This is a genomic window from Mesorhizobium sp. M0408, assembly GCF_040321495.1.
Lineage (GTDB): Bacteria > Pseudomonadota > Alphaproteobacteria > Rhizobiales > Rhizobiaceae > Mesorhizobium.
Window position 1 is genome coordinate 33,322 of the sequence record NZ_JAMYRO010000009.1, and the last position, 26,206, is coordinate 59,527.

Consider the following 26,206-nt stretch of genomic DNA (forward strand, 5'->3'; position numbering starts at 1 on the left):
ATGGATCCCAGGGTCTCCGCGACGTCGCTTAGCTCCTGCTCCGCCCTGGGATGACGAAGGATGGCAGGTCACGCCGCTCAATCGTCGGTGGCCGGCGTCAATTCGAGTTCGGCCGGCGACAGGCCCTGCTGCAGCTGGCTGAGCCGGAATTCGTCGACCCAATAGGCCTCGCCGTCGACCAGCACGCGCGCGCTGTAGCTGCCGGCCGAAAAACGCTGCGCAGTGATGTACACCTTGTGGCGGTCGAGCGCGTTCCGCACCGCGGCGCGCTTGGATTTCTGACTGGCGACGGAACTGGCCATGCTGGTTACTCACGCACAAGCCGCAAGGCGGCGTGCCTTAAGGATGGCCGAGAGCGGCTCGGCTGTCAATTTGGCGGCCGCACTGAGCCCTCGCGCGGTGGCGCCTCCCGCTCTGTGGAAATCGAGCCGGTGCGCTATATTGCCCTGGCGGCTTGGAACGCGATGCTGATCCGGAGAGCTTCACATGACAGTGACGATGCGCAAACTCGGCAGCCAGGGGCTGCAAGTCTCGGCAATCGGTCTCGGCTGCATGGGCATGAGCCAGTCCTACGGCCCGGCCGACGAGGCGGAATCGACCGCCACGCTGCACCGCGCCATCGAACTCGGCTGCACCTTCCTCGACACCGCGGAAGTGTACGGGCCGTTCACCAACGAGGAACTGCTCGGCCGCGCGCTGAAGGGCCGGCGCGATGAGGTGACGATCGCGACGAAATTCGGCTTCCGCATTGAAAACGGCAAGCAAGTCGGCACCGAGCGCGACAGCCGGCCCGAACATATCCGCGAGGCTTTGGAAGGTTCGCTGAGGAGGCTCGCCACCGACCACGTCGACCTCCTCTATCAGCACCGCGTCGATCCGGCGGTGCCGATCGAGGATGTGGCGGGCGCTGTCGGCGAGCTGATCGCTCAGGGCAAGGTCCGCTTCTTCGGCCTCTCTGAAGCCGGCGCCGCCAATATCCGCCGGGCGCATGCCGTGCATCCGGTGTCGGCAGTGCAGAGCGAATACTCGCTATGGGAGCGCAATCTGGAACCGGAAATCATTCCGCTGCTGAAGGAGCTCGGCATCGGCCTGGTGCCGTTCTCGCCGCTCGGCCGCGGCTTTCTCACCGGCGACGTCAGGCGCGCCGAAGATTATCCGGAGGGCGATTACCGGCGCGGCGACCCGCGCTACCAGGGCGCCAACTATGATGCCAACAGGCGGGCGGCGGCCACGGTACTCGACATCGCCGCGGCCAGGCGCGTCAAGCCAGGCCAGATCGCGCTGGCCTGGCTGCTCCACAAGGGGAGCGGCTTCGGCATCGACATCGTGCCGATCCCCGGCACCAAGCGCAGAAAATACCTCGAGGAGAACGTCGCCGCGGCTTCGATCAGGCTGGACCCAGCCGAGATGCAAGTGCTGGACGACGCGCTGGCGCCGGGAAAGGTCGCCGGGCCGCGCTACGGCGAGCGCACCATGGTGATGATCGATCGGTAGGTCTTGCCTGCTCCCGTTCTTGCGCAAAGCTCCGGCCTTGGCTAGCATCCGCCGGCAGGCACCGAGCGGAGGAGAACGTCGCGGTGGACCGGCTGGAGCGCCGTTGCGTCCCTTCAAACACGAGTTGGGCGCTCGAAGGACACTCCATTTTTGAATCGACGCAAGGAACCTTCCGGAAAACCCATTCCGGTTTCGGGGTCGTGCGCTCATCTGGGAGGAGACTAAATTGATCAACAGACGTGAATTCCTGCTGTCGACCGCGGCGATGGGCGCTTTGGCGCTGGCCGCTCCGCAACTGGCTTTTGCCCAGGACAAGCTGACCATCCTTGGTTCGGTGCCGAGCCTCGGCTTTCCGTTCTTCGTGCACATGCTGAACCAGATCAAGGCGGAAGCCCAGGCGCAGGGCGTCAACCTGGTCGAAAGCGACGGCCAGAACTCGGCGCCCAAGCAGACCGCCGATATCGAAGCGGCGCTGGTGCAGAAGGTCAACGCCATCGTCATCTCGCCGCTCGACGTCAACGCGCTGGCCCCAGCCATCGAGGAAGCGGTCAAGGCCGGCGTTCCCGTCGTCACCATCGACCGCCGCGTCGAAGGCGTCGAAGGCATCCTCGCCCATGTCGGCGCCGACAATGTCAAGGGCGGCGAGGCCGAAGCACAGGCCATGGTGGCGGCGTTCCCGAACGGCGCCAAGATCTTCCATCTGCAGGGTCAGCCCGGCGCCGGCCCGGCGATCGACCGTAACAAGGGTGTGCACAACGTCCTCGATCCGATGAAGGACAAGTACCAGATCATCTTCGAGCAGACCGCCAACTTCGCCCGCGCCGAGGCGCTGTCCGTCACCGAGGCCGGCCTTGCCGCCAACGGCAAGCCCGACGCGATCATCTGCGCCAACGACGACATGGCGCTTGGCGCGGTTGAAGCCTGCGCGGCGCGCAACTTCACCGACGTCAAAATCTATGGCTTCGACGCGCTTCCCGAAGCGCTGGTCGCCGTGCGCGACGGCAAACTGGCCGGCACGGTCGAGCAATTCCCCGGCGAACAATCGCGCACCGCCGTGCAGATCGCGGTCGCCTACGCCAGGGACAAGACCGAGCCAAAGGAAAAGTTGGTGCTTTTGACGCCGATCGTCATCGGCAAGGACAATCTCGACAAGGCGGAGAGGCTGGGCGAGACGAAGTAGGCGAAGCCGACGGGACAGCACCCCCCTTTGGCCTGCCGGCCATCTCCCCCTCAAGGGGGGAGATTGGATGTCACGTCGGCTTTCGCTAGTTTTCGATCTTGCAGAAGAGGCGAAGCCAATGAAGCTGCCAATCTCCCCACTTGAGGGGGAGATGGCCGGCAGGCCAGAGGGGGCGCTGCCCCGCCAGCCTTGCGTGACAACCGAATGATCGAGGAGCAAACTTTGCCCAAGGCAGCCGCCATCGCGCCCTCTCCCGCCCTGCTCACCGTCGAGGGCGTGACCAAGCGCTTTGCCGGCGTCACCGCGCTGAACGACGTTTCGCTCGAAGTCCGCCTCGGCGAGATCCTCGGCCTGCTCGGCGAGAACGGCGCCGGCAAATCGACGCTGCTCAAGATCCTGTCCGGCGTGATGCCGCCGTCCAGCGGCCGCATCGTCTTCGATGGGGTCGAATTCAGCCCGCACAATCCGCAGGATGCCAAGCGCCACGGCATCGTAACAATCTATCAGGAACTGAGCCTGATCCCGACGCTGACGGTGGCGGAGAATATCTTCATCGGCCGCGCACCGCTCGGCCGGTTCGGGCTGGTCAGTTGGCGGAAGATGGAGGAAGATTCGCGCGCGATCATCGCTCGCGTCGGCCTCGACCTCGACCCGGCGACGCCGGTGTCGGCGCTGTCGGTGGCCGAGCAGCAGCTGGTCGAGATCGCCCGCGCGCTATCGCTGAAGAGCCGGCTCATCATCATGGACGAGCCGACCTCGGCGCTGACCGAAACCGAAGTGCACAGGCTGATGTCGATCATGGACCGGCTGCGCAAGGATGGCGTCGCCATCATGTTCGTCACCCACCGGCTGGAGGAGGCCTCGGCGATCTGCGACCGCATGACGGTGCTGCGCGACGGCAGGCTGGCCGGCCATCTCGACCGCGAAGGCGGGCCGATCAAACTGCCGAAGATCATCGAGAAGATGGTCGGCCGCGCCGCTTCCGAGCTCTATGCCAGGCCGACGCAGCGCGACGTCGCCGGCGACGTCCGGCTCTCGGTGCGCGGCCTGCGCACGGTGCGCGATCCGCAGGCGCCGCACGCCATCGTGCTCGAAGGCGTCGATCTCGACCTCAAGGCGGGCGAAATCCTCGGCGTCGCCGGGCTCGTCGGCTCCGGCCGCACCGAGCTCGCCCGCGCCATCTTCGGCGCCGACCGCATTGCCGCCGGCACCATCATGCTCGACGGCAAGCCGATCGCGCCCGCCTCACCCGCCGACGCCATCGAGCTCGGCATCGGGCTGGTTCCGGAAGACCGCAAGCACCAGGCAATCTTCGCAGCACTCGCCATCCTCACCAATTTCTCGATCGCCGCGCTCGACCGCTACTCCAATGTCGGCTTCATGGCCGAGCGGCGAGAGCGCGAGGCGCTGGCGAACTATAGGAAGACGCTGTCGATCCGCATGGCCTCGCCCGAGCAGGCGATCGAGGGACTGTCCGGCGGCAACCAGCAGAAGGTCATCCTTGCCCGCTGGCTGGCACGCGACCCCAAGGTGCTGATCGTCGATGAACCGACGCGCGGCGTCGATGTCGGCGCCAAGGCGGAAGTGCACCAGATCCTGGTGGAGCTCGCGGCGCGCGGCATCGCCATCATGATGATCTCGTCCGAGCTGCCCGAAGTGCTTGCGGTGTCGGACAGGATCGTCACCATGCGACGCGGGCGCATTACCGGCGAGATGCCCGGTATTGAGGCGACCGAGGAGAAACTGATGGAACTGATGGCGCTCGACCAGAAGCAGGAAGCAACGCAATGACCAGCACGACCGAACGGAGCCAGCGCGGCGGCGTCAATATTGCGCGCCTGCTGATGAGCTTCGGCCCGCTGATGTTCCTGGCGTTGCTGATTGTCGTCTTCACCGTGCTGAAGCCGAGCTTCATCGACCCGATCAACCTGTTCAACATCATGCGCCAGATCTCGATCACCGGGCTGATCGCGCTCGGCATGACCTTCGTTATCCTTACCGCCGGCATCGACCTGTCGGTCGGCTCGCTGCTCGCCTTCTGCGGCATGGTCGCGGCGGTGGTGGCCAAGGGCGGCACCGCCAACACGCTGTCGCTGTCGACGTCGGGCACGCAAGGCTATGGCTGGTTCGCCGCCCTTCTCGCCGCCGTCGTCGTCGGCGCCGTGGCCGGCGGCGGCCAGGGCTTTGCCATCACCAGGCTGAAGGTGCCGCCCTTCGTCGTCACGCTCGGCGGCCTCACCGTGTTTCGCGGCCTGACCTTGACGATTTCCAATGGCGGCCCGATCTCCGGCTTCGACGCCTCGATGCGCTGGTTCGGTACCGGCCTGATCGGCCCGGTTCCGGTGCCGGCGATCATCTTCGCGATTGCCGCGATCCTATGCCATATCGTGCTGCGCTACACACGTTACGGCCGCGCGGTCTATGCCGTCGGCGGCAATGCCGAGGCGGCACGGCTCTCCGGCCTGCGTGTCGACCGCATCCTGATCTCGGTCTACATCATCGTCGGCTTCTTCGCCGGCCTCGCCGCCTTCGTTTTGTCGGCGCGGCTCAACTCCTCCGAAGCCGTCGCCGGCATCGGCTACGAGCTGACGGTGATCTCGGCGGTCGTCATCGGCGGCACCTCGCTGTTCGGCGGCATCGGCAGCGTCGGCGGCACGGTGGTCGGTGCAGGACTGATCGGCGTCTTGCAGAACGGGCTGCAGTTCAACAACGTCTCGTCCTACACGCAAAGCATCGTCATCGGCCTGATCCTCATCCTCGCCGTGGCCTTCGATCGCTGGCTGAAATCGCGGGTGAGGCGGTGATGGCGGAGCGAACGCTGGGATGCCGTAAACTGCCCGGGAGGTGCCAATGACCCAAATAAGGACCATGACCGAACAGGACGTTCCGGCGGTGTCGCGGCTGCTTGGAGGGTCCTGGCGCTACACCTATTCGCCCATCCTGGGTGCCGAGACCACGGCACGGCTTTCGGATGAGAGGCACGCGCCGGAGCGGCTGGCGGCCGAGCTCAGGGACGACAGCAAGATGTCCTTCGTCGCCGAGCGGGCTGGCGGCTCGCTCGCCGGTTATGCGATGGCAGCGATGGACGACAAGGGCGAGGTCGTGCTCGAGCGGCTCCATATAGACAAAAGCGAGTACGGCACCGGTCTTGCCGCCAACCTGCTGCATGCCGTTCTTGCCGCGCATGCGGGTATTCCCAGCATCGCCCTGGAAGTGATCGAGGGCAACGACCGCGCAATCGCCTTCTATCGCAAGCACGGCTTCGAGGTCGTCGAGCGCCGGCCGGCTGCACACGGCGTGGGCGGCCACGCCTCGCTGATCATGCGCCGGCTGCTGCCACGGGCTTAGCAAGCGAAAGCGGCTGAGCGCGTAATCTCCCCCTTGAGGGGGAGATGTCCGGCAGGACAGAGGGGGGCGCCACGCGTGAAGCGCCAACCTTCTCTTTCGTCCCACAGGGCGTCGCGCCAGGACGTACCGACCCCCTCTGTCGCCTTCGGCGACATCTCCCCCTCAAGGGGGGACATTGGCGACTTCTCCGACCGCTCAGGCCGGGGCGTTGACGCGCTGTGCGCGCGTTGCCCAGTCGGCAACCGTCGCGCCAGCAACGCTCTCGCCGGCAACCATCCCGTTCGTCTGCGGCGCAAGCAGGTCGTTGCGGCGGGCGAAGGCGACGAAGGCGGACACGGTCCATCTGCCGTTTCGAAGTCGCGCTTTGGAAGCCTGGCCTTAGAAGTCCATGCCGCCACCGCCGGGCATCGGAGGCATGGGCGTTTCCTTCTTCGGCTTCTCGGCCACCATCGCCTCGGTCGTCACCAGCAGGCCGGCGACAGAAGCGGCGCCCTGGAGAGCAGTGCGCACGACCTTGGCCGGGTCGATGACGCCTTGACTATAGAGGTCGCCGAACTCGTTGGTCTGCGCGTTCCAGCCATAGCCGAAATCGGCCGTCTCGCGCAGTTTGCCGACGATGATCGAGCCTTCCGCACCGGCGTTCTCGGCGATCTGGCGCACCGGCGCTTCGATGGCGCGACGCACGATCTCGACGCCGGTCTTCTGGTCGGGATTGTCGACGGCGACGTTGTCGAGCGCCTTCGCCGCCCTGAGCAGCGCTACGCCGCCGCCGGGCAGGATACCCTCCTCGACCGCCGCGCGTGTGGCGTGCATGGCATCGTCGACGCGATCCTTGCGCTCCTTGACCTCGACCTCGGTCAAGCCGCCGACGCGGATGACGGCGACACCGCCAGCGAGCTTGGCCAGCCGCTCCTGCAGCTTCTCGCGGTCGTAGTCGGAGGTGGTTTCCTCGATCTGGGCCTTGATCTGGCTGATGCGCGCCTGGATTTCATCCTTGCGGCCGGCACCGTCGACGATGGTGGTGTTCTCCTTCTCGATCAGCACCTTCTTGGCGCGGCCGAGCATCTCCAGCGTGACGTTCTCAAGCTTGATGCCGAGGTCTTCCGAGATCGCCGTGCCGCCGGTCAGGATGGCGATGTCTTCGAGCATGGCCTTGCGGCGGTCACCAAAGCCCGGCGCCTTGACGGCTGCAACCTTCAGGCCGCCGCGCAGCTTGTTGACGACAAGCGTCGCCAGCGCCTCGCCTTCGACGTCCTCGGCGATGATCAGTAGCGGCTTGCCGGATTGCACGGCGGCTTCGAGCACGGGAAGCATGGCCTGCAGGTTGGACAGCTTCTTCTCGTGGATCAGCACATAGGGTTCTTCGAGCTCGACGCGCATCTTATCCTGGTTGGTGATGAAATATGGCGAGAGATAGCCGCGGTCGAACTGCATGCCTTCGACCACTTCCAACTCGGTCTCGGCGGTCTTGGCTTCCTCGACAGTGATGACGCCCTCATTGCCGACCTTTTCCATCGCCTCTGCGAGGAAGCGGCCGATCTCGGCATCGCCATTGGCAGAGATGGCGCCGACCTGAGCGATTTCGTCGTTCCTGGTCACCTTGCGGGCATTGGCCTTCAGTTCGGCGATGATTGCTTCGACCGCCTTGTCGATGCCGCGCTTCAGGTCCATCGGGTTCATGCCGGCAGCAACCGCCTTGGCGCCTTCCTGGACGATCGACTGCGCCAGAATCGTCGCGGTCGTGGTGCCGTCGCCGGCGGTATCGCTGGTCTTCGAGGCGACCTCGCGCACCATCTGCGCGCCCATGTTCTCGAACTTGTCCTCAAGCTCGATCTCTTTCGCCACCGTCACGCCGTCCTTGGTGATGCGCGGCGCGCCGAACGATTTGTCCAAGACAACGTTGCGACCCTTGGGACCGAGCGTCACCTTCACCGCATTGGCAAGGATATCGACGCCGCGCAACATCTTCTCGCGGGCTTCGGTATGAAATTTCACATCTTTGGCAGCCATTGGAACACTCCTCGATAGGCAGCTTTTCGTTGACTGGAATGCTTGTTCAGGCCCCGCTCAGGCAGCCTTCTTCATTTCGCCCGTGGCTTCGATCACGCCCAGCACGTCGCTCTCTTTCATGATGAGCAGATCCTCGCCATTGAGTTTGATCTCGGTGCCGGACCATTTGCCGAACAAAATGCGGTCGCCGACCTTGACGTCGAGCGGCTGCAACTGGCCGCTGTCGTCGCGCGCGCCGGGGCCGGCGGCAATGACCTCGCCCTCCTGCGGCTTCTCCTTGGCGGTGTCGGGGATGATGATGCCGCCCGCTGTCTTTTCGTCGACCTCGATGCGGCGGACTAGGATGCGGTCATGCAATGGACGGAACGCCATGTCGTTCTCCTCTCGGGACAAACAGATTTTCGAACATCCTCCTGACCGGACCGGCAATATCGGCCCGGCACGGGGTGCGCGACCCCTTCATCAGGCATCGCGCGCATACGAACTAGTCGCGCTTTTTTCAGCTTTCAAGAGGATAATGCAAAAATTTTAGCACTCGACGCCTGAGAGTGCCAATACGCTGTAATTGTTCGCACATTCGCCGTCTCCGGCGCGATGACCCGGCCGGATTTCCAAATCTGTCCGTCTCCTGAGCCGCTTGCGGCGGCTGGAACCTATGTGGAAGGCGAGGCGTTTTGCAGACCGAGGTTCATTGGGAAAGGAAGGATTGCATGACCAGCAGGGACTTTCAGCTCCAGATGCAAGGGTTTGGCCTCACCACGGCGGAGATCCACTACCGTCTGCCCGACCATCGAAGCCTGCTTCAGCTCTATATCTGGCAGGAATACGATATCGCCCCTGATTTCCCGACGCTGAAGCATTTCCTCGATTTCTGGGAGCGCGAGATCGAAGGCCCGCTGCATTCGGTGCGCGTCGCCCATCATCACCTGATCCAGCCCTCCGAATGGCGGGCCGTAAACGGCATTATTACCGTCCACTGAGGAGCAACCCGATCAGCCGCTAGACAGCGGACAAAGTCTCCGAAGCGGGGGAGAGAGGTAGCTAACTCTCCCCCACTTGTTTTGGGTCTCACAATGTCGGAGGGGTCCGGGCTAGCCGGCGTGGTCGACAGGCTTGCGGGCCGATGCGAGCAATCCAGCCTTGCGCGCCGCCCTGACGAAGGCCTTGCGCGCATCACGCGCGGTGCGCCAGCCGTCGAGCGCGTCGCGGCAGGTCCGATAGGCGGCGCGCCAACTCCGGCCGCGTGCACGGTCCGGCCACTGCTGGCGCATGCATTCGATAGCTTCCCAACTGCTGGCGACCTTGCGCTCGCTGGATTGGAATTTCAACGTGATTGGCTCGGCAAAGCGGACGTCGTCCATCACTTCCTCCTTGTTTTCTGATCGTCTTCTTGTTTGAGCAAGCAACGTTATGCTGGCAGGCACCGGCGGCCGGCCGGCGCCGCTGAAGCACATGGTTCGTCTCTCTGCGCGGTTCAAGAGCATCGCGGCAACAGCCGGTTATTCCTCCTCGTCGGGCCCTTGCAGCAGTTCGATCAGCGTCGCTACTCTTGCCGTCGGCAGCGGTCGGCCCTCGTTCACCAACGCCTCGTCGGCGGCGATCCAGGCCAGGGCCTCGCGCAATTCCTGGACCGTCCCGTCCGTCGCCGCAATGTCGGCGATCACGGCTTCGTCGACCGGGCCCAGCACAGAAATGATCTCGTCGCGTGTCATGGTCAGCTCCATCTGCGGGTGCCGGGAACGGGCCCGGCAACACAAGAAATCTGGGTCTTGACCTGCTGCAGACAATAACCGGCCGGGGAAGTCAGCGTTGGCAATTGAAATCAAACAGGCAATCTCCTGCCGGACATCTCGCCGCAAAAAGGGGGATTGGCAGCCTCGCCGAGCCGACCGAAAACGGCCCGAAAAACCGGCAAAGCGAAAGCCACCGGGTCTTGACTTGCGGCGGACAATAACCAGATCGAAGGCACCGGTCGCCGAAATGGGGCCGGCGAAACCAGGGAGCGCCAGCTCTTTGGCGCTCCTCGTATCTATGTTGCTCGATGGAGGATGTAGCTATGAGAACCGCATTCGACTTTTCCCCGCTCTATCGGTCGAGCATCGGCTTCGACCGCGTCTTCAACCTGCTGGAAAATGCTCCGCAGGCTTTCGACGCCTGGCCGCCCTATGACATCGCGCGCAGCGGCGAGAACAACTACCGCGTCACCATCGCCGTCGCTGGCTTTTCCGAGGACGACCTCGAAATCACCCATGAACCCAACCTCCTGATTGTCTCCGGCCAGCACAAGGAGCCGGATAACGCGGAGTATCTGCATCGTGGCCTCGCCGCACGGCCCTTTACCCGCCGTTTCGAGCTTGCCGATCACGTCAAGGTCGCAGGCGCCTCGCTCGACAACGGCCTGCTCAGCATCGATCTGGTACGTGAGGTGCCCGAGGAGATGAAGCCTCGGCGCATCGCCATCGCGACCGATGTCGCCTCGCCGAAGACCGGGCCGAAGGTCGCGCAGGTCGAGCAGGCTGCCTGAATGCACCAGTCGAGAAAGGAGACTATGCAATGGCTATTCGTGATCTCATTCCCTGCGGCCGGGAGAACAATCAGGCCCCAGCCTGTTCCGTGACGCCGATCGCGATCCCTTCCTGACGCTGCATCGCGAAATGAACCGCCTGTTCGACGAGGCGTTCCGCGGCTTCGACACGCGGCTGCCGTCGCTCGGTGGCCTCTCCGCGGCCAGCGCCAGCTGGCCCAGTATCGACATCGCCGATGGCGAAAAGGAGATCCGCGTCACCGCCGAGATCCCCGGCATGGACGCGAAAGATGTCGAGCTGCTGCTCGATGACGGCGTGCTGACGCTGCGCGGCGAGAAGCGCGAAGAGACCGAGGACAAGGACAGGCAGTTCTCCGAACGCTTCTATGGCCGTTTCGAGCGGCGTATCCCGCTCGGCTACGAAGTCGACGAAGACAAGGTGAACGCCGCGTTCCGGAACGGTGTGCTCAGCGTGACGCTGCCCAAGACGGAGCGCGCCCAGGCAAAGGCCAAGCGTATCGCCATCAGCGGCGGCGACGGCAAGACCTGACAGCTCGCAGGACGACGCCCCCTTCTGCCTGCCGGTTCCGGCGGGCAGAAGCGGGCAAATGTCGATGACCCGTTCTCCCGACGCTCCGGTTCCGCCTGACCAGGCGCAGCACGCCCTGCAGTGCCTGACGACCGAGCATTTCGTGCTGCAAAACGCTCGCGCCGCGACCATTCAGGAAGCGAACCAGCGAGCCGATCTGTTCCTGACCTCGGTCTCGAGCGCAACGATTGCCTTGTCCTTCGTCGCGCAGGTCACGGAGATGGGCAGGCCGTTCATCCTGTTCAGCCTGATCTTGCTGCCTTGCCTGTTCTTCATCGGCCTGGTCACCTTCGTACGCGCTGTGCAGGTTGCCATCGAGGACATGGTGCATGCCCGCGGCATGGCCCGGATCCGCCACTATTTCGTCGAGCTGGCGCCCGTGCTGCAAAAATACCTTGTCAATTCCACGCATGACGACCCCTCGGCGGTGCTGGTCGACAAGGGCCTCAGACCCTCGCCGCTGCAATATTTCATGACCACCGCGGGGATGGTGGGCACGATCAATGGCGCCATTGCCGGCGTCTTCACCGGCATCGTTGTAAAGTCTGCTTTCGGCGGGGGCATGACGCCCGGCGTGATTTGCGGGCTGCTGGTCTTCGCCGCATGCATTCTCATCCTGCGGCGTTACCATAGTCGCGCCTGGGCGGCGGCCGAACAAAGTTTGCCCGCACTGTTCCCGGGCGACACGGTCAAAGCGAGGACATAGCCGTCCGGCAAGTTTGCGGAAAGTAGTGGGCGCCGCCCTTGCGTCTTGCGCGCCAATTGACCATCCTCGCCAACATCAATTTGCACCGCGGCCGGGGGGTTCGCATATGCCGACGCTTTATGCGCTGAAACCGGCCTTCCAGGCCAGGTTGCGGCCGCTTGCCGACGGACTGGCCAGAGCCGGCATCACCGCCAACCAGATCACGTTGCTGGCCGCTGCCCTCTCGCTCGCCACCGGCCTTGTGGTGGCAGCCCTTGCCGGCCACCGCGTGGTCTTTCTGCTGATGCCGCTCGTGCTGTTTACGCGAATGGCGCTGAATGCGATCGACGGTATGCTCGCGAGGGAACATGGCCAGGCCTCGAAGCTCGGCATGTATCTCAACGAGCTCTGCGATGTTGTCTCCGATCTCGCTTTGATCCTGGCCTTTGCCGTCATTTTTCCTGCCTGGGGCGTCGTTGCATTTGCGATCGCGGCTATGATCACGGAGTTCGCCGGCGTGCTCGGCATCGCCGCAGGAACCGGGCGCAACTATGCCGGCCCGTTCGGCAAAAGCGACCGGGCGCTGGCGCTCGGCATCCTCGCCGTGCTTATCGCGTCCGGCCTGTGGGTCCCGGCGCTCACGCCGCTCGTGTTTCCGGCCATGGCTACACTCTCGCTGGCGACCGCCATCAACCGGATACACAGCGGCCTTAACGGGAGCGGCAGCTGAATTCCGGTCTCGCCAGGGAGAACAACATGCTTCACCAACAGACGGTTGCGGCAGTGGCTTCAGCCAACATCGAGCGGGTGGCGCAGGAGCGCAGCTTCAAGAGCCATGACGGCACCGAGATCTTTTACCGCTGTTGGCCGGCGCTGTCGGAACACCGCAAGGGTGCCATCCTGCTGTTCCATCGCGGCCACGAGCATGGCGGCCGCATGGCGCATCTGGTCGACGAGCTTGAGATGCCCGACCACGCGTTCTATGCCTGGGATGCGCGCGGCAATGGCCGCTCCGCCGGCGAACGCGGCTATGCGCCGTCGTTTGCGACGCTGGTGCGCGACATCGATTGTTTCGTGCGCGAGATTGGCAGCGACGGCTTTGCCCGGCGCGACATCGCGCTGATCGCGCAATCCTTCGGCGCCGTGCTTGCCGCCGCCTGGGTGCACGATTACGCGCCCGACATTCGCGCCCTGGTGCTGGCCTCGCCGGCCTTCTCGGTCAAGCTCTACGTGCCCTTCGCGAAGCAAGGCATTGCGTTGTGGCAGAAGCTGAAGGGCCGCTTCTTCGTCAATTCCTACGTCAAGGCGAAATTCCTGACGCATGACCCCGAGCGCATCGCCTCCTTCGACGCCGACCCGCTGATCACCCGGCCGATCGCCTCCAACATCCTGGTCGAGCTCTACGACCATGCCGCGCGCATCGTCGCCGACGCCCGCGCCATCACCGTGCCGACACAGCTTCTGATCTCCGGCAGCGACTGGGTGGTGCGCCATGGACCGCAGCACGAGTTTTTCGTCAATCTGGCGAGCCCGGCCAAGGAGCGGCATATTTTGCCCGGCTTCTTTCACGACACGCTGGGCGAGCGCGACCGCCACAAGGCACTCGACCTGATCAGGCCTTTCCTCGAAAGGCAGTTCACAGCGCCGGAAAAGCCGGTCGACCTGACCGAGGCCGACCGTGCCGGCTACACACGCGACGAGGCCGACCGGCTGGCCTCGCCGCTGCCGCTGCTGTCTCCCAGGGGGCTCTACTGGACAATCAGCCGCGCTTCGATCCGCATGGGCGCCTGGCTGTCGTCCGGCATGAAGACGGGGATTGCCACCGGCTTCGATTCCGGCTCGACGCTCGACTATGTCTATGAGAACGAGGCGCGCGGCATCAGCCCCATTGGCCGCATGATCGACCGCACCTTTCTCGATGCCATCGGCTGGCGCGGCATCCGCCAGCGCAAGCTGCATCTGGAAGAGCTGATCGGCAGCGCCGCCGCCTCGCTCAAGGCCGCCGGCCGGCCGGTCCATATCGTCGATATCGCCGCCGGCCATGGCCGCTATGTGCTCGATGCCGTGCAGAAAGGCGCCGCGCCGCCGGCAAGCGTGCGGCTGCAGGATTTCTCCGAGCTCAACGTCTCGCTCGGCCGCAAGCTGATCGCCGAGCGCAAGCTGCCGGCGAGCGTCACTTTCCATCAAGGTGACGCCTTCGACGCCACGATGCTGGCCGGGCTCGACCCGGCGCCGGATCTCGCCATCGTCTCGGGGCTCTACGAATTGTTTTCCGACAATGCCATGATCGCCCGCTCGCTCGGTGGACTGGCCAGCGCCATGCAGCCCGGAAGCCTGCTCGTCTACACCAACCAGCCTTGGCATCCGCAGCTCGAGATGATCGCGCGCAGCCTGACCTCGCACCGCGGCGGCCAGGCCTGGGTGATGCGCCGCCGCACGCAGACCGAGATGGACCAGTTGGTGGCGGCCGCCGGCTTCGAGAAGCTCGACCAGCGCATCGACCAGTGGGGCATCTTCACCGTTTCGGTCGCGCGGCGCGTCTGAACATGGACTTGCCTGCCTCTGCCTTACCTCGCGATGCCCCTGCCCTTCCGGCCTTGCCGCACGAGCCGTATCCCGGGATAGTCCTGCGCGCCGCGCTGTGGCTGGCATTTCTGGCGCCGTTCTTCTACGCCACCTACGGCTTCGCCAACTGGCTGGCGTCGCGGCGCGACGACCTCGGCAGCATCGTGTTCGGCTGGGAGCATGGCGTCGCGTTCCTTGCCTGGACGATCGTGCCCTACTGGTCGATCAACCTGTTCTATGGCTTGTCGTTGCTGTTGAACAGTTCGAAGAGCGGCGTCGACCGCCTTGCCGGCCGCTATCTGACGGCACAGATCGTCGCCGTCGCCTGCTTCATCCTGTTCCCGCTGACTGCGACGTTCGTGCGCCCGCAGACGAGCGGCCTGCCCGGCTTCATGTTCGCCGTGCTCGGCGGCTTCGACAAACCCTTCAACCAGGCGCCGTCGCTGCATATTGCGCTGCTGGTCATCATCTGGGACCATTGGCGTCACCGATTGACCGGCATCGCCGGCGTCGCCTGGCATGTCTGGTGTTTCCTGATCGGCGCCTCGGTGCTGACGACGTGGCAGCACCATTTCATCGACATTCCGACCGGCGCGCTGCTCGGCCTTTTCGCGCTGTGGCTGTTTTCGCGCGACGGCGAGCTGCCGTTCGCCGGCTTCCGCCTGAGCACTGATCCGAAGGCGCGGCTTCTGGCGCTGTTCTATGCGCTCGGCGCAAGCCTTGCGCTGGCCGGCGCCGCTGCCGGCGCATTGGTCTCGGCGCTGTGGCTCATCCTGTTGTGGCCGGCACTGGCGCTGGCCATAGTCGCTTTCGCCTATGCCGGCGCCGGCGCCAAGGTGTTCCAGAAAACAGCCGATGGCCGCGTGTCGCTGGCCAGCCGTCTTCTGCTGTGGCCCTACCGGGTTGCCGCCAAGGTCAATGTGTGGGCATGGACGCGAAAGCTTCCGGCGCAGATCGTCATTGCCGACGGTGTTTCCCTTGGCCGTTTTCCGACCGCCGCCGAGGCCGACGCCTTCGGCACGGTGATCGACCTTGCCGGCGAATTGGAAAGGCCGCGCGGCGCCTCGATCCGCTGGTTGAGCCTGCCCATGGTCGACCTTTTGCCGCCGTCTCGCGAGGCGCGTGCGCAAGCGGTGGCGGCGATCGAGACGGCGCAGAGCAAGGGCACGGTGCTGGTCTGCTGTGCGCTCGGCTTCCAGCGCAGCGCCGCCGTCGTCGCCGAATGGCTGGTCGCCAGCGGCCGGGCCGCCACGCCGGATCAGGCGCGAGGCCAGCTCGCCGCTGCCGGCCGGCCTGTGCATCTTGGCATGGACGCGCCGACATGACCGCCTTTCGAGACAAGGCCGAGACGTTCGCCGCCGGACTGATGGTGCAGGTTGCGTGGCCGCTGCTGTTGATTGCTGCTGCCTTGCTGGCGGCGCCGGTCATCGGCCTGGCGGCTGCGCCGCAAACATCGTCGCTGTCCGCGGCGGCCTGGCTGATCGCCGCCGCGGGTGCCATAGCCACAATTATTCTCTCGGCCCTGCTTTTGTTCGACGCGCTGCTGTTCCGGCTGATGGCCAGCCACGCCAGCGAGGCAGGCGGTGGTGCGGCGATCGACGACGTGCTGGCGCGCATGCGGCTGAAACCCACGGCGGCAGGCGGCCGCTCGCTCGACCGGCGGATGGCCGGCACGCGCCGTCTGCTCGCCAAGCAGCGTATCGCATTTGGCCTGTTCGCGGCGGCCTCGGTCGTCGCGGCATTCTTTTGAGCCCGTCCATGACAAAGCTTCGCGTCAGCACCTATACCCTGCTGCAGACGGTGACCTCGGTCGGCCTGTCGGCACTGGCCTGGGTGGTCACCGGAGTGCGGCCGATCTGGAACGGCAGCCAGCCATCGGACCGGCAGCGCATCTACTTCGCCAACCATGCCAGCCACGGCGATTTCATCCTGCTGTCGGCCTGCCTCAGCGAGAAGGAGCGCGCCCGTACCCATGCGGTGGCGGCCGCCGATTATTGGAGCAAGACGCGGCTGCGCCGTTTCATTGCCGAGGACATGCTGTCTTCCGTGCTGATCCACCGGCAGTGGACGGATGAAACGCAGCACCCGATCTCGATCATGCTGTCGGTGCTCGACCAGGGCCATTCGCTGATCCTGTTTCCCGAAGGCACGCGCAACATGACCGACGAACCGCTGCTGCCGTTCCGCTCCGGCCTCTACAATCTGTCGATGGCGCGGCCCGATGTCGAGCTCATCCCGTGCTGGATCGAGAACATGTCGCGGGTGCTGCCCAAGGGGCAATTCGTGCCGGTGCCGCTGCTTTGCCGTGTCGTCTTCGGCGCGCCGATCGCCATTCAACCGGGTGAGGAACGCCGCGCCTTTCTCGACCGCGCCCGCGAAACGCTGCTGGCGCTGAACCCCCGGCCGCAGCGAGACGATTGAGGACCAAGGCAAAATGCTGCCGATGATGCACGAAACCCTCATTCTGATTGTCGGCCTGCTGGCGGTGCTGATCAGCGCCAGCGTCGTCGCCGGTGTCTTGTCATGGCGCGCGCCAAAGCCGTTGTCGCCGACGCTGGTCAACCTCACCCAGCGCATCAATGCCTGGTGGGTGATGGTGGTGGCGATCACCGTTGCCTTCTTCTTCGGCCGCCCCGGCATGACCATCCTGTTCGCGCTGATTTCGTTCGCCGCGTTGCGCGAATTCGTGACGCTGACGCACAGCCGCCGCAGCGACCACTGGGTGCTGCTCGGCATGTTCGGCATCGTCATCCCGTTCCAGTACTGGTTGGTGTGGACCGCCTGGTACGGCCTGTTCACCATCTTCATCCCGGTCTACTGCTTCCTGCTGATGCCGGCGATCACCGCGCTGCACGGCGACACCGAGCGCTTTCTCGAGCGCGTCTCGGCGCAGCAATGGGCGGTGATGATTTCGGTCTACTGCGTCAGCCACGTGCCGGCGCTGCTGACGCTCGAGGTGCCAGGCTTCGAAGGCCGCAACCTGTTGCTGATCGCTTTCCTGATCATCACCGTGCAAGGCAGCGACGTGCTGCAATATATTTTCGGCAAGCTGTTCGGCCGGCATCTCCTGGCGCCGACGGTCTCGCCGTCGAAGACTTGGGAGGGGCTGGTCGGCGGGCTGGCGGCATCGAGCCTGCTCGGCGCGCTGCTGTCGTTCCTGACGCCGTTCTCGCCGCTGCAGGCAGCCGGCGTCGCCTTCATCGCCTGCCTGATGGGCTTCCTTGGCGGGCTGGTCGCCTCCGCCATCAAGCGCGATCAAGGCGTCAAGGACTGGGGCCATCTGATCGAAGGCCATGGCGGCATGATGGACCGTGCCGACAGCCTGGTCTTCGCCGCCCCGGTCTTCTTCCATACGGTGCGCTATTTCTGGACTGTATAAAGGTTGGCGCCGTTTGCCGCGGCGGACGGTTCAGCGCGACCTTGCGAAGATAACCTGATCCGTTTCGTTATTACCACTTTCGCGAAAGCGGTAATAACCCGACCTGCCGCAGTCTTCGCCGCGCTCATTTTGCCGCGGCGAGCGGCTCTTTCTTGCGCGCCGGCGTCAGGCGGCGCATGCGGCGTTTGGCGGTGGTCTTCAGCGCCACCGGCGGAGCGCTGGACAACGCACCGAGCACCGCGCCTACCATGCCATGTGCGACGAAATCGGCGTTGATCTCGTTGGCCAATCTGGCATCTGCCTCCTGGTTGTCGCTGTCGGCTCCCGACCACAAGACGATGCCCACTCGCAACCTTGGTTTGGCGCGTTTCAGCCGACGGACCAGGAACCGCCCGTGCTTGACGGAATCCCGGTTCAAAAATCCGACGACGACAGTATCGACGGCGTCGAGCTCAAGGCGGCGAATGCTCCCCGGTTCCATCTCGGCGAAGCTCGCTCTCAACACCGTAGCGCCCTGGACTTCGAGCACCTGCGCCAGCATGGCGGCAGCCGCGTCGTCGAGTTCGCCGCGCCCTCCGCCGCACAGCACCGACATGCCCGTGCCACCCGGCAGTTCGGTGTCTTCCTCGCCCTGAACCTCCCCCTGAACGTGCTTGTCCTCGCGTGAGCCGTTGTCCTCGGCCGCGGCCGTGTCGTCCGCTTCCGCCTCCTCCTGCGCGCTGTCGTCGAGGTTCGCCACCATCGTCAGCGCGCTGCCCGCGACCTGCTGTCTTTGCTCATCGCTCAACACACCACGCACCCGGTCCTGCTCGCCGAGCAGAAGTGCGGGAATCGCAACCTTGTCGTAGAACTCGACCAGATATTCTTCCTCCAGCATCTCCTCGGCATGGTCCGTCGCTTCCTCGGGATCGCCGGCCAACAGCCGCTGGTAAAGCCGGGCGTGCGGTTCGAGCACGGGTTCGTTGCCGAACAGAACGTCGAGGAATTCGAACTGCGGCACATGGCGGCCGAGCACGACGAGGCAGACCGTGAGCGGCGTCGACAAAACCAGGCCCAATGGCCCCCAAAGCCAGGTCCAGAAGATCGCCGCAACGATGATGGCCAATGGCGACAGCCCGGTGCGCGAGCCGTAGAGCCAAGGTTCGATCACGTTGCCGGTGATCAGTTCCACCACGACGAAAAGCCCTGCGGTCCATAGCACGAGCGACCAGCCGGGCGCCACGGCCAGCGCCAGGAACAGAGGCAACAACGTCGCGATGACCGGGCCGATATAGGGAACGAAGCGCAGCGCCAGCGCCAGCAAGCCCCACAGCAATGGATTGGGTATGCCCAGCAGCCAAAGTCCGATGGCAATTGGGACGGCATAGACGATGTTCACGACCAATTGCATGAGCAGGTAGCGGCCGACGCGCTTGCCGGCATCCTGCAGCGCCTCGGTGGTTCGATGCAGATCGCCATAGCCGACGAGGCGTATGAAGCGATCGCGCAGGTCCTCCCGCTCGAGCAGCATGAATATGACGACCACGACGATCAGTCCGGCCGATGCCAGCGGGCTCAGCAGCGGGCCGATCAGATTCTGGAGAACCTCGAGCGGTCGTTCGCGCGCGACGATTTCGACCGGGATCGGTTCCCGCGGAGGCTGATCGGCGGCGGGTTGTGCGGGCTCGGGTCTGTCGAGCTCCTGGCCGACGCGTTCGATCACCCGGCTCAATCTGGAAACGATGCCGCCGCCGACGCCGGTTTCCTTGAGCGACCGGACCTTGGTCAGGATATTCGCCTGGTAAAGCGGAATGTTCTGCGCCAGTTCACTGACCTGCGTGGCGACGATGAAGGAGAACAGAGCCAGCACCGTGAATGCGCCGAGCACACTGGCGATCACGGCAGGAAGACGCGGAATGCCGGCTCGCTTGAGTGCCGACACCATGGGCACGAGCGCAAAGGTAAGCAGCAGCGCGATTGCGATCGGCAGAAAGACCTCGCGCCCGAAATAGAGCGCCGCGACGGCCGTCACGACCGACGCTACGCTGGGCAACGATGTGCGCGGAAGCGCCCTGGCCGCGGAAACAATGCCCGCCCGCCGGGGCTCCGACAGGTGCGCGTCGTTTCGACGATTTGCCGCCACTTGATACCTCCGCCCCGCCGTCGCCATGATCGGGCATATTGAGCCGGCGTGCAACTTCGCAGCGTCTCACCCAGCTGGACGCCGATTGCCCTGGTCGGCAGCGCGGCAAATTCAGTCATGGTAGAATTTTTTGCATTAATGACGTCACGGGCAATCCTGTTCCATGTCTGCGCCAGAACGTGGAACTTTTGGGTCAAAACACCGTTCCTTCGTAGATCGCTGATGGACAACCTCAAAGCAGCAGCTCAGGAGGAATGATCATGAACATCAAGACGCTTTGCATGGGCGCGATGGCGCTTTCGATGATGACCGGCGCAGCGCTTGCCGCCGGTGCCACTGGCACTTCGGCGCTCGACGATCCGCAGAAAATGAACCCCTTCTTCACCGACGCCGGCATGAAGACCATGAAGTCGGAAGCCGAATTCAAGGCGGCATGGATGGCCATGTCCACGAGCGACCGGGCCATGATGTTGAAGGAATGCAGCGACGCAGGCATTGCCACGATGCATGCCGACTTCTGCAAGATGGCCAACCAGCTCGGTGGCGCCAACAAGTGATCGTTGCCAATTGAAATAACGCACCAAGCGAAAGGGCGGGCAGGTCTGTCACTGCGACCTTCCTGTCCGCACGGGCGGGCGCTCATCTATTTGAACTCGTGCCGGAATATCCGCGTAAAAGGCCACGACTTCGATTGCCGTGGCGCCATTGGCATGGCTTGGCCTGAGCGCATGTCGCGAAGCGGCAATGCCACTACCGCCCAGGGGTCCCAGTCTGCTCACAATCCGGGTTTTCCGGTCGGCCGTCCGCCTGGCATTAGCGGCCGGCACGCTTGGTTACCGGCACGCTGCCCCCGGCACGCTTGACCTCGCCGCCAACCGTGGGATAGGCCGGGTAATGAGCCAACCACCTCCGCACCGGAGTCCCACGAAAGACCTGCCATGACCGACGCGATCATAAGAGACAGCAATGGCACGGCGCTGCACGAGGGCGACTCCGTGACCCTGATCAAGGATCTCAAGGTCAAAGGCACGTCGGAGACGATCAAGCGCGGCACGCTGGTGAAGAATATTCGCCTCACCGGCAATCCCGGCGAGATCGAATGCAGCACCAGGCAGGTGAAGGGCCTGGTGCTGAAGACCGAGTTTTTGAAAAAGGCGTGATCGCCTCGGCACCCTTCGCTTCGCTTCCATATCAGTCGCTCTCGAATCGCTCATGTGAGTGAATCGCCCACGCGAGGAACTGGAGGAGCCGCGCCCTCCCCCTATGTTGCACTGCGTTAGATTTGTTGCATTGCAATATCGTCGCATCGGGTCGAGCCTCTGCGAGGTGGGCATTCCTTGCATGAGGTGATTGTGTCGGCATCATTTCGGCCTGACATCGAAGGGCTGCGCGCGCTGGCGGTGGCGGGTGTCATCGCCTTCCATTTTGGTCTGTCCGGCCTGCCCGGCGGCTTTGCCGGCGTCGACATCTTCTTCGTCATCTCCGGCTATCTGATCACCCGTCACCTGGTTACGGAAATCACCGAGACCGGGCGGCTGAACCTCTGGCGCTTCTACGCCCGGCGCGCCCGGCGCCTGTTGCCGGCGGCACTGTTCGTCATCCTCGCCACGCTGTTCACGGGTTACTTCATCCTGTCGCCGGAGGAACAGGCGCTTTATTCGAAAGGCGCCATGTTCGCCTCCGCCTACATGATCAACCTTTGGCTGATCCGCTGGTCGTTCGACTATTTCGCCGCCGACGCCACCAACAACCCGTTCATCCACTTCTGGTCGCTCTCGGTCGAGGAACAGTTCTATTTGGCATGGCCGGCGCTGCTTCTTGCCGTCGCTTGGCTGCGTCCCGGCAAGCGCGCCGCTATAATCGTCATCGGCGTCGCCGGCGCGGCCTCCTTCGCCGCCTGCGCCTGGCTGACGGAAGTGTCGCAGCCCTGGGCCTTCTATTTCTCGCCGCTCAGGGCCTGGGAATTCGCCGCCGGCGGCCTCGCGACCATGGCGCCGGCAAAAATCTGGCGCGACCGGCCGCTGCTGGCCACGCTCCAGGCATGCCTCGGTCTGGCGCTGATCGCCTGGGCCTATTTGATGCTGGACGAAGACTCGCCGTTTCCCGGGGTGAATGCGCTGGCGCCTGTTGTCGGCACCGTGCTGCTGCTGCTCAGCGGCAGCGGCGGCCGCAATCTGCCGAGCGCCGTGCTGGCGCTGCCGCCCATGCAATGGTTGGGCCGGCTGTCCTATTCGCTCTATCTCTGGCACTGGCCGGTCATCGTCTATGCGGCGATGGTGGTTCCCAGCCTGTCCATCCTGGACCGCCTTGCCTGCGCGGCGCTGACGCTGCTTCTATCGATGTTCACCTATCATTTCATCGAGAACCCGATCCGCCGCAACGGCTGGCTGATGGCCGGAGCAGCGCGGGCGCTGGTGCCCGCCGTCGCGCTGACCGGCGCCGGCGTGGTCGCGGCCTATGGCAATGCGCGCTTTGCCGAGCACAATCTCAGCCCCGAACAGCACGTCATCGCCGACAGCGCCGCGCAGCTCTCCACCGTGCGCGCGAGCAATGGCGGCTGCGTGCTCGATTTCGAGACCGTCAAGCCGAAGCCCTGCATGTTCGGCCGCAAGGATGCCCAGCGCTCGGTCGTGCTGTTCGGCGACTCGCATGCCGACCATTGGTCGACGCCGCTGATCGAGGCGGCCGAGAAGAACAATTTTCGCGTCGTCACCTTTCTCAAATCCTCCTGCCGGGCTTCGCGGGTGACGACCTGGAACTGGCGGCTGAAGCGCGACTACACCGAATGCGATCAATGGCGCGAGCAGTCGGTCAAGGACATCATCGCGCTCCACCCGCAACTGGTGGTGATCTCGGAGTTCTCGATCGGCAATGTGATGAAAGAATCGCCCGAGGAGTTGAAGCACGCCGATTGGCAAGCGCAGTGGCGGACGGGCCTCACCTGGACGCTTCAAGCCTTCAGCCAGGCCGGCATCAAGGTCGCGGTCATCAGGGACGTTCCCTACAATGCAAGCTACGCCGACAAATGCGTGGCGCGGGCGCTGTGGCGGGGCCAGACGCCCGCGACATGCGACACGCCGAGGATCATGGCGGCAAACGACGACATCGCCACCATCGAGCGCGATATCGTGCGCTCGACACCGAACGCTGCTTACATCGACATGACCGACCGCTTTTGCGACCAGACCACCTGCCATGTCTTCATCGACGGCAAACTAGCCTTCCGCGACCGCCACCACTTGGCGACGCCCTTCGCCGAAACGCTGGAACCGGCAGTGGAGCGGGCGCTGTTTTCGGATGTGATGGCGGCGGCCGTAAAGTAACGGTTCCGGATCTTGTCGGATCACGACCCAGCCCTCGGCAAGCAACCATGCGGGGGTCAGCTAAGGATAAGACCCGCCAGGAAAACCGTAAGGATAAGCGACAGCGGAACTGCAAGAAGGCAGCACAGCTCGAAAGCTCGCCAAGAAGTCATTGGGCGCTTTTCCATGTTGGCCTCCTCCCTCAACGGCCAGACCGAGACGGCAGTTCCGCTTAGATAGTGCTCACCCCCACCACTCATCATGCAATTGGCGCAACTCGTTCCGCTTCCTGGTCATCCATCGTGCACGCGCCAGATGTGTCGCCCACGCCCGGAAAGCCCTCTCCGGCTCCTGCTCCGGATCAATGTGCAGAACGATGCGGGCGACCTCACGCCAATCGGTCCCTTCAGCCGACGCGTCGAGCAGCCGGATATAAGTAAGCATGCGATCTTCGTCATAACCGGTCGGCACTGAAGACGTCGGCGCTGCGTTCGCGATATGAGAGTTTGGCGGCTTTGGCATTGCGACCTACCAGCAATGGCGCACCGTAGCAGCCTATAAAGAAGCCCGCGCCCTTTGATCGGAGGATGCGCCGATCGAGATTCGCCTCGACGGTCGGCAAATGGCGGCCTCAGGCGGAGTTCACCGCCCAGCTGGGCTCACGCCTCACCACGTCGTGATCGGGTCGAGGCAATCTATCTATTTTAGTGGAACCTAATTTAGTCGACGCAATTATGCGTGCGTGAGAAAGCGTGAGATCCAGACCGTCACTGAAAGCCGGCTATCGCGAGATCAGTTGGCCGATGATCCAGTGATTGCAGTCGATTTGACGGAACGGATATTACAGGCGGCCGACAACGACAGGATTGTCTGCCTCGTTGTGGCAACGGAGCAACTGGAAACCGACCGCATCGAGAAAGCGGAGCCTAAGGAGACCAGGATTGCCACAAGCTTCGTCCGGGACTTTGAGGTAATGCTGCTTGTTCTTTATGCGGCCTACGCCCTCGCTGTGCTGGGTGCGACCGCGTTCGTTTTGCTGGAATTGGGCCATGTTCTGTAGGCAGACGTCGGCAAAAGACGGGACTGACGCGCGATTGCCGCTGTTTGATGAGAGGAGCGGCCACGCTGCGTCGACGATCCGACCCCGGCGCACCCAGCGGCGTTTTCGCGCCAGCAGGCGCTAAACTTCGGGCCCGTCCGTTCCTTACATCTTGCCAATCTATGGAACGAGGCTGCCCCTCGGGGGTTTTTCTATTAGAGGGACGTTAAAGAAGGAGGTAGCTATGAAGAAGCTCCTGCTTGCCTCGGTGATCGCCATCGCCTCGGCGGCTTCCGTGATCGGCCCGGCGAATGCCGGCGGCAGCGTCACGATCGGCATCGGCAACGGCTATGACGACGACTATTATTATCGCCACCATCGATATTCCGATTACGACGATGAGTACGTCCCCCGTTACCGCTATGATGTCTACGACGAGGACTACAGGCCGCGCTACCGGTACCACCACCGGCGCTGCCACACCGAAGTCATCAAGCACTGGCGTCATCACCACCGGATTATCGAAAGAATCCGTGTCTGCCGTCGTTGACGGATCGATCCGGCCGGTATTGCCGGCCGGATCGGCGGGGCTTCTCACCTCGGCTTGCGCATCAGCATCATGCCGTAATGCACGGCCAATATGTCGAGCCCGATCTTGAGTAGTTTCACCACCACGTCGCGCGGCTCGCCGGCCTGTTCGGCCAGGCTCTTGATCGTTGCGTCGGCACAGCAGACCTTTTGCACGATGCCGGCGATCTCCCAATGGACAAGCGCCCTGGTTGCCTCGGCATGGTCGCGGCCGGCGGACAGGATGTGTTCGGCGACGCCGCTGCCGGTACGGCCGCCGTCGACGCGCTCGGCCCAAGCCATCGGCTTGGCGGTTGCCTCGGACGAGTTGCGGAAATCCTGGCGGTAGCGCGTACCCGCCTCGCGCTGCTGGCGCGACAGCGAGGTGAGGCCGCTCAGCGGGTCGACGTTGCGCACCCGCACGATGCCGCCGGTCGCTGTGTGGCCGTCATTGGAGACCTCATAGAGGCGCGCTCCCTCCTGCGTCCCCTTCGCCAGCCGCTTGCGGCCGAACCGGTCGTCCTTCAGTGCGAAATCATGGCCGATCTCCTTGCGGATGCGCACCTGCTCGGCCTCGCCTTTCGGCAATTGCGGTGGCCTGGCTGTGGCCTTTTGGGCGGTTTTGGTGCTCATCGGCTCGGTCCTCCTAGGTTTTGGTCGTCGGGCTCTGGCGAACTTCCAGCCTCATTGCAGCGGGCTCAAATCGCTTCGGCCGGCAGCGTGCGCAGGAAGCGCGCAGCGTGATAGGCGCAGAAGCTTTTCGAAGGCTTTGTGCGCAGCCCGCAGCACAGCATGTCCAAACCGGGGCGGCTGCCGGGGGCGTCGTTTTCCGCATCCTCCTGCGGCGTCGTGTCGAGCGGCGCGCGGCAGCGCTCGAACAGGCAATCGATGAAGCGCATGGCAACGAAATGCGGCTGGCGACCGCCGGCGGCGATCGGGCGCGGCGCCGGCATTTCGAGCGGCGCGCCATCTGACCCGGTGATCCGAGTCGGACCCGGCTGCCAGGCCGGCGGCGCCAGCCTGGCCGACAGCCTTGCCGGGCGGCAGCGTGGCTCGGCCTTCGGAGCCGACTCCGCTTGATCAGCAGTGCTTGATGGCTCAGGCGCCGAATTTCCGAGCCGGCCGCCAGAGCGTCGGCCACACCAGCCCTTGGATCTGGCAAGGCCGATGGTGCGCAAACGGGCGGTGCGGTGGACGATGCCGATGATGGCTGCACGCGAGGCCGGGCGGCCGCGCAGCGCGGTCAACCGGGTGGCGATCTTCGCGGCCGACAGTCCGCTCATCAGCCAGTTCTCGATTTGTTCCAGTTCCGAGGCGGAATAGCGGGCGGCCATGATGTTTCATTCCCTGCAAAAATGGTTGTGTGCGGCGCCGGCTTCGCCGGCCTCAGGCTCGAAAGCCG

Annotated in this window: 29 protein-coding genes and 1 pseudogene; 20 read left to right on the forward strand and 10 right to left on the reverse strand. The window is 64.3% G+C overall.

The genetic code is table 11. The features are described 5' to 3' along the window. Positions 1-77: 77 nt before the first annotated feature. Positions 78-302 (reverse strand): hypothetical protein, encoded by a 225-nt coding sequence (locus tag NKI67_RS12625; protein WP_023675682.1) that lies wholly within the window; start codon positions 300-302, stop codon positions 78-80. 184 nt (positions 303-486) lie between these two features. Between NKI67_RS12625 and NKI67_RS12630 the strand changes: the two genes are divergently transcribed. The 5 genes from NKI67_RS12630 to NKI67_RS12650 all read left to right on the forward strand — a co-directional run bounded on the left by NKI67_RS12630 (position 487) and on the right by NKI67_RS12650 (position 6,022). Next, entirely contained in the window at positions 487-1,494 is a 1,008-nt protein-coding gene (locus NKI67_RS12630) for an aldo/keto reductase (protein ID WP_352645437.1), read from the forward strand. A 229-nt stretch (positions 1,495-1,723) separates the two neighbouring features. Continuing rightward, a complete protein-coding gene (locus NKI67_RS12635) occupies positions 1,724-2,674 on the forward strand; it encodes a substrate-binding domain-containing protein (RefSeq protein ID WP_023718110.1) in 951 nt (316 codons plus the stop codon). Between the two features lie 222 nt (positions 2,675-2,896). Continuing rightward, positions 2,897-4,465, forward strand: a complete 1,569-nt coding sequence (locus NKI67_RS12640; protein WP_502898016.1) for a sugar ABC transporter ATP-binding protein — start codon at positions 2,897-2,899, stop codon at positions 4,463-4,465. Then, entirely contained in the window at positions 4,462-5,478 is a 1,017-nt protein-coding gene (locus NKI67_RS12645; protein WP_352645439.1) for an ABC transporter permease, read from the forward strand. Before NKI67_RS12640 ends, NKI67_RS12645 begins: the two co-directional genes overlap by 4 nt. Positions 5,479-5,524: 46 nt before the next feature. Then, positions 5,525-6,022 carry a GNAT family N-acetyltransferase gene (locus NKI67_RS12650; protein WP_352645441.1) on the forward strand — a complete coding sequence of 166 codons (498 nt, stop codon included), beginning with the start codon at positions 5,525-5,527 and terminating at the stop codon, positions 6,020-6,022. Positions 6,023-6,217: 195 nt separating this feature from the next. Here the strand turns inward: NKI67_RS12650 and NKI67_RS12655 are convergent, their stop codons facing one another. The 3 genes from NKI67_RS12655 to NKI67_RS12665 are packed head-to-tail and all read right to left on the reverse strand — an operon-like array spanning position 6,218 to position 8,404. Beyond that, complete coding sequence (locus NKI67_RS12655; protein WP_352638105.1) at positions 6,218-6,358, reverse strand: hypothetical protein; 141 nt, start codon at positions 6,356-6,358, stop codon at positions 6,218-6,220. Between the two features lie 42 nt (positions 6,359-6,400). Next, entirely contained in the window at positions 6,401-8,032 is a 1,632-nt protein-coding gene (gene groL, locus NKI67_RS12660; protein ID WP_352638104.1) for a chaperonin GroEL, read from the reverse strand. A 57-nt stretch (positions 8,033-8,089) separates the two neighbouring features. Further along, positions 8,090-8,404 carry a co-chaperone GroES gene (locus NKI67_RS12665; protein ID WP_352457303.1) on the reverse strand — a complete coding sequence of 105 codons (315 nt, stop codon included), beginning with the start codon at positions 8,402-8,404 and terminating at the stop codon, positions 8,090-8,092. Between the two features lie 338 nt (positions 8,405-8,742). Here NKI67_RS12665 and NKI67_RS12670 point away from each other — a divergent pair, with 338 nt between their 5' ends. Next, positions 8,743-9,012 (forward strand): usg protein, encoded by a 270-nt coding sequence (locus NKI67_RS12670; protein ID WP_023718102.1) that lies wholly within the window; start codon positions 8,743-8,745, stop codon positions 9,010-9,012. A 111-nt stretch (positions 9,013-9,123) separates the two neighbouring features. On the opposite strand, the gene NKI67_RS12675 is transcribed toward NKI67_RS12670, so the two are convergent. Further along, on the reverse strand, positions 9,124-9,393 hold the full coding sequence (locus NKI67_RS12675) for a DUF982 domain-containing protein (RefSeq protein ID WP_352569186.1): 270 nt from the start codon (positions 9,391-9,393) through the stop codon (positions 9,124-9,126). A gap of 138 nt (positions 9,394-9,531) precedes the next feature. Next, on the reverse strand, positions 9,532-9,744 hold the full coding sequence (locus NKI67_RS12680) for a hypothetical protein (RefSeq protein WP_245274651.1): 213 nt from the start codon (positions 9,742-9,744) through the stop codon (positions 9,532-9,534). Positions 9,745-10,088: 344 nt separating this feature from the next. On the opposite strand from NKI67_RS12680, the gene NKI67_RS12685 reads away from it, so the two are divergent. The 9 genes and pseudogenes from NKI67_RS12685 to NKI67_RS12725 all read left to right on the forward strand — a co-directional run bounded on the left by NKI67_RS12685 (position 10,089) and on the right by NKI67_RS12725 (position 17,774). Further along, entirely contained in the window at positions 10,089-10,556 is a 468-nt protein-coding gene (locus NKI67_RS12685) for an Hsp20 family protein (protein ID WP_352645443.1), read from the forward strand. A gap of 29 nt (positions 10,557-10,585) precedes the next feature. Continuing rightward, positions 10,586-11,106, forward strand: a pseudogene (locus NKI67_RS12690) (Hsp20/alpha crystallin family protein). Between the two features lie 64 nt (positions 11,107-11,170). Beyond that, entirely contained in the window at positions 11,171-11,851 is a 681-nt protein-coding gene (locus NKI67_RS12695; protein ID WP_031211478.1) for a hypothetical protein, read from the forward strand. Between the two features lie 106 nt (positions 11,852-11,957). Next, the gene (locus NKI67_RS12700; RefSeq protein WP_023675668.1) at positions 11,958-12,560 is read left to right on the forward strand and encodes a CDP-alcohol phosphatidyltransferase family protein; all 603 of its coding nucleotides are present in this window, start codon (positions 11,958-11,960) and stop codon (positions 12,558-12,560) included. 26 nt (positions 12,561-12,586) lie between these two features. Continuing rightward, positions 12,587-14,374: a bifunctional alpha/beta hydrolase/class I SAM-dependent methyltransferase gene (locus NKI67_RS12705; protein WP_023675667.1), complete on the forward strand. Its 1,788-nt coding sequence runs from the start codon at positions 12,587-12,589 to the stop codon at positions 14,372-14,374. Between the two features lie 2 nt (positions 14,375-14,376). Then, complete coding sequence (locus NKI67_RS12710; RefSeq protein ID WP_352587009.1) at positions 14,377-15,720, forward strand: phosphatase PAP2/dual specificity phosphatase family protein; 1,344 nt, start codon at positions 14,377-14,379, stop codon at positions 15,718-15,720. Further along, the gene (locus NKI67_RS12715) at positions 15,717-16,145 is read left to right on the forward strand and encodes a hypothetical protein (RefSeq protein WP_352645445.1); all 429 of its coding nucleotides are present in this window, start codon (positions 15,717-15,719) and stop codon (positions 16,143-16,145) included. Before NKI67_RS12710 ends, NKI67_RS12715 begins: the two co-directional genes overlap by 4 nt. Positions 16,146-16,153: 8 nt before the next feature. Then, complete coding sequence (locus tag NKI67_RS12720) at positions 16,154-16,816, forward strand: lysophospholipid acyltransferase family protein (RefSeq protein WP_031211476.1); 663 nt, start codon at positions 16,154-16,156, stop codon at positions 16,814-16,816. Between the two features lie 22 nt (positions 16,817-16,838). Continuing rightward, positions 16,839-17,774 (forward strand): phosphatidate cytidylyltransferase, encoded by a 936-nt coding sequence (locus tag NKI67_RS12725; RefSeq protein WP_023675663.1) that lies wholly within the window; start codon positions 16,839-16,841, stop codon positions 17,772-17,774. Positions 17,775-17,898: 124 nt separating this feature from the next. On the opposite strand, the gene NKI67_RS12730 is transcribed toward NKI67_RS12725, so the two are convergent. Then, positions 17,899-19,923 carry an AI-2E family transporter gene (locus NKI67_RS12730; protein ID WP_352645447.1) on the reverse strand — a complete coding sequence of 675 codons (2,025 nt, stop codon included), beginning with the start codon at positions 19,921-19,923 and terminating at the stop codon, positions 17,899-17,901. A gap of 233 nt (positions 19,924-20,156) precedes the next feature. Here NKI67_RS12730 and NKI67_RS12735 point away from each other — a divergent pair, with 233 nt between their 5' ends. From NKI67_RS12735 to NKI67_RS12745, 3 genes are all read left to right on the forward strand, one after another. Then, positions 20,157-20,453, forward strand: a complete 297-nt coding sequence (locus NKI67_RS12735) for a hypothetical protein (protein WP_023675661.1) — start codon at positions 20,157-20,159, stop codon at positions 20,451-20,453. A gap of 381 nt (positions 20,454-20,834) precedes the next feature. Next, the gene (locus tag NKI67_RS12740) at positions 20,835-21,056 is read left to right on the forward strand and encodes an alkylphosphonate utilization protein (RefSeq protein ID WP_023675660.1); all 222 of its coding nucleotides are present in this window, start codon (positions 20,835-20,837) and stop codon (positions 21,054-21,056) included. 192 nt (positions 21,057-21,248) lie between these two features. After that, entirely contained in the window at positions 21,249-23,219 is a 1,971-nt protein-coding gene (locus NKI67_RS12745; RefSeq protein ID WP_352645449.1) for an acyltransferase family protein, read from the forward strand. A 222-nt stretch (positions 23,220-23,441) separates the two neighbouring features. On the opposite strand, the gene NKI67_RS12750 is transcribed toward NKI67_RS12745, so the two are convergent. Next, a complete protein-coding gene (locus NKI67_RS12750) occupies positions 23,442-23,720 on the reverse strand; it encodes a hypothetical protein (RefSeq protein WP_352453505.1) in 279 nt (92 codons plus the stop codon). 274 nt (positions 23,721-23,994) lie between these two features. Here NKI67_RS12750 and NKI67_RS12755 point away from each other — a divergent pair, with 274 nt between their 5' ends. Continuing rightward, positions 23,995-24,258, forward strand: a complete 264-nt coding sequence (locus NKI67_RS12755; protein ID WP_245274650.1) for a hypothetical protein — start codon at positions 23,995-23,997, stop codon at positions 24,256-24,258. 223 nt (positions 24,259-24,481) lie between these two features. Then, a complete protein-coding gene (locus NKI67_RS12760; protein ID WP_023675656.1) occupies positions 24,482-24,787 on the forward strand; it encodes a hypothetical protein in 306 nt (101 codons plus the stop codon). Between the two features lie 44 nt (positions 24,788-24,831). On the opposite strand, the gene NKI67_RS12765 is transcribed toward NKI67_RS12760, so the two are convergent. Beyond that, positions 24,832-25,437: a DUF6456 domain-containing protein gene (locus NKI67_RS12765; protein ID WP_352645451.1), complete on the reverse strand. Its 606-nt coding sequence runs from the start codon at positions 25,435-25,437 to the stop codon at positions 24,832-24,834. 65 nt (positions 25,438-25,502) lie between these two features. Next, on the reverse strand, positions 25,503-26,138 hold the full coding sequence (locus NKI67_RS12770) for a high mobility group family protein (protein WP_352645453.1): 636 nt from the start codon (positions 26,136-26,138) through the stop codon (positions 25,503-25,505). Positions 26,139-26,206: the final 68 nt, after the last annotated feature.

Bases quoted from the DNA above. Each gene is read 5' to 3' on its own strand.
- NKI67_RS12625 (WP_023675682.1), bottom strand. From the start codon at position 302: ATGGCCAGTTCCGTCGCCAGTCAGAAATCCAAGCGCGCCGCGGTGCGG.
- NKI67_RS12630 (WP_352645437.1), top strand. From the start codon at position 487: ATGACAGTGACGATGCGCAAACTCGGCAGCCAGGGGCTGCAAGTCTCG.
- NKI67_RS12645 (WP_352645439.1), top strand. From the start codon at position 4,462: ATGACCAGCACGACCGAACGGAGCCAGCGCGGCGGCGTCAATATTGCG.
- NKI67_RS12650 (WP_352645441.1), top strand. From the start codon at position 5,525: ATGACCCAAATAAGGACCATGACCGAACAGGACGTTCCGGCGGTGTCG.
- groL (WP_352638104.1), bottom strand. From the start codon at position 8,032: ATGGCTGCCAAAGATGTGAAATTTCATACCGAAGCCCGCGAGAAGATG.
- NKI67_RS12665 (WP_352457303.1), bottom strand. From the start codon at position 8,404: ATGGCGTTCCGTCCATTGCATGACCGCATCCTAGTCCGCCGCATCGAG.
- NKI67_RS12670 (WP_023718102.1), top strand. From the start codon at position 8,743: ATGACCAGCAGGGACTTTCAGCTCCAGATGCAAGGGTTTGGCCTCACC.
- NKI67_RS12675 (WP_352569186.1), bottom strand. From the start codon at position 9,393: ATGGACGACGTCCGCTTTGCCGAGCCAATCACGTTGAAATTCCAATCC.
- NKI67_RS12680 (WP_245274651.1), bottom strand. From the start codon at position 9,744: ATGACACGCGACGAGATCATTTCTGTGCTGGGCCCGGTCGACGAAGCC.
- NKI67_RS12685 (WP_352645443.1), top strand. From the start codon at position 10,089: ATGAGAACCGCATTCGACTTTTCCCCGCTCTATCGGTCGAGCATCGGC.
- NKI67_RS12695 (WP_031211478.1), top strand. From the start codon at position 11,171: ATGACCCGTTCTCCCGACGCTCCGGTTCCGCCTGACCAGGCGCAGCAC.
- NKI67_RS12700 (WP_023675668.1), top strand. From the start codon at position 11,958: ATGCCGACGCTTTATGCGCTGAAACCGGCCTTCCAGGCCAGGTTGCGG.
- NKI67_RS12705 (WP_023675667.1), top strand. From the start codon at position 12,587: ATGCTTCACCAACAGACGGTTGCGGCAGTGGCTTCAGCCAACATCGAG.
- NKI67_RS12710 (WP_352587009.1), top strand. From the start codon at position 14,377: ATGGACTTGCCTGCCTCTGCCTTACCTCGCGATGCCCCTGCCCTTCCG.
- NKI67_RS12715 (WP_352645445.1), top strand. From the start codon at position 15,717: ATGACCGCCTTTCGAGACAAGGCCGAGACGTTCGCCGCCGGACTGATG.
- NKI67_RS12720 (WP_031211476.1), top strand. From the start codon at position 16,154: ATGACAAAGCTTCGCGTCAGCACCTATACCCTGCTGCAGACGGTGACC.
- NKI67_RS12725 (WP_023675663.1), top strand. From the start codon at position 16,839: ATGATGCACGAAACCCTCATTCTGATTGTCGGCCTGCTGGCGGTGCTG.
- NKI67_RS12730 (WP_352645447.1), bottom strand. From the start codon at position 19,923: ATGGCGACGGCGGGGCGGAGGTATCAAGTGGCGGCAAATCGTCGAAAC.
- NKI67_RS12735 (WP_023675661.1), top strand. From the start codon at position 20,157: ATGAACATCAAGACGCTTTGCATGGGCGCGATGGCGCTTTCGATGATG.
- NKI67_RS12740 (WP_023675660.1), top strand. From the start codon at position 20,835: ATGACCGACGCGATCATAAGAGACAGCAATGGCACGGCGCTGCACGAG.
- NKI67_RS12750 (WP_352453505.1), bottom strand. From the start codon at position 23,720: ATGCCAAAGCCGCCAAACTCTCATATCGCGAACGCAGCGCCGACGTCT.
- NKI67_RS12760 (WP_023675656.1), top strand. From the start codon at position 24,482: ATGAAGAAGCTCCTGCTTGCCTCGGTGATCGCCATCGCCTCGGCGGCT.
- NKI67_RS12765 (WP_352645451.1), bottom strand. From the start codon at position 25,437: ATGAGCACCAAAACCGCCCAAAAGGCCACAGCCAGGCCACCGCAATTG.
- NKI67_RS12770 (WP_352645453.1), bottom strand. From the start codon at position 26,138: ATGGCCGCCCGCTATTCCGCCTCGGAACTGGAACAAATCGAGAACTGG.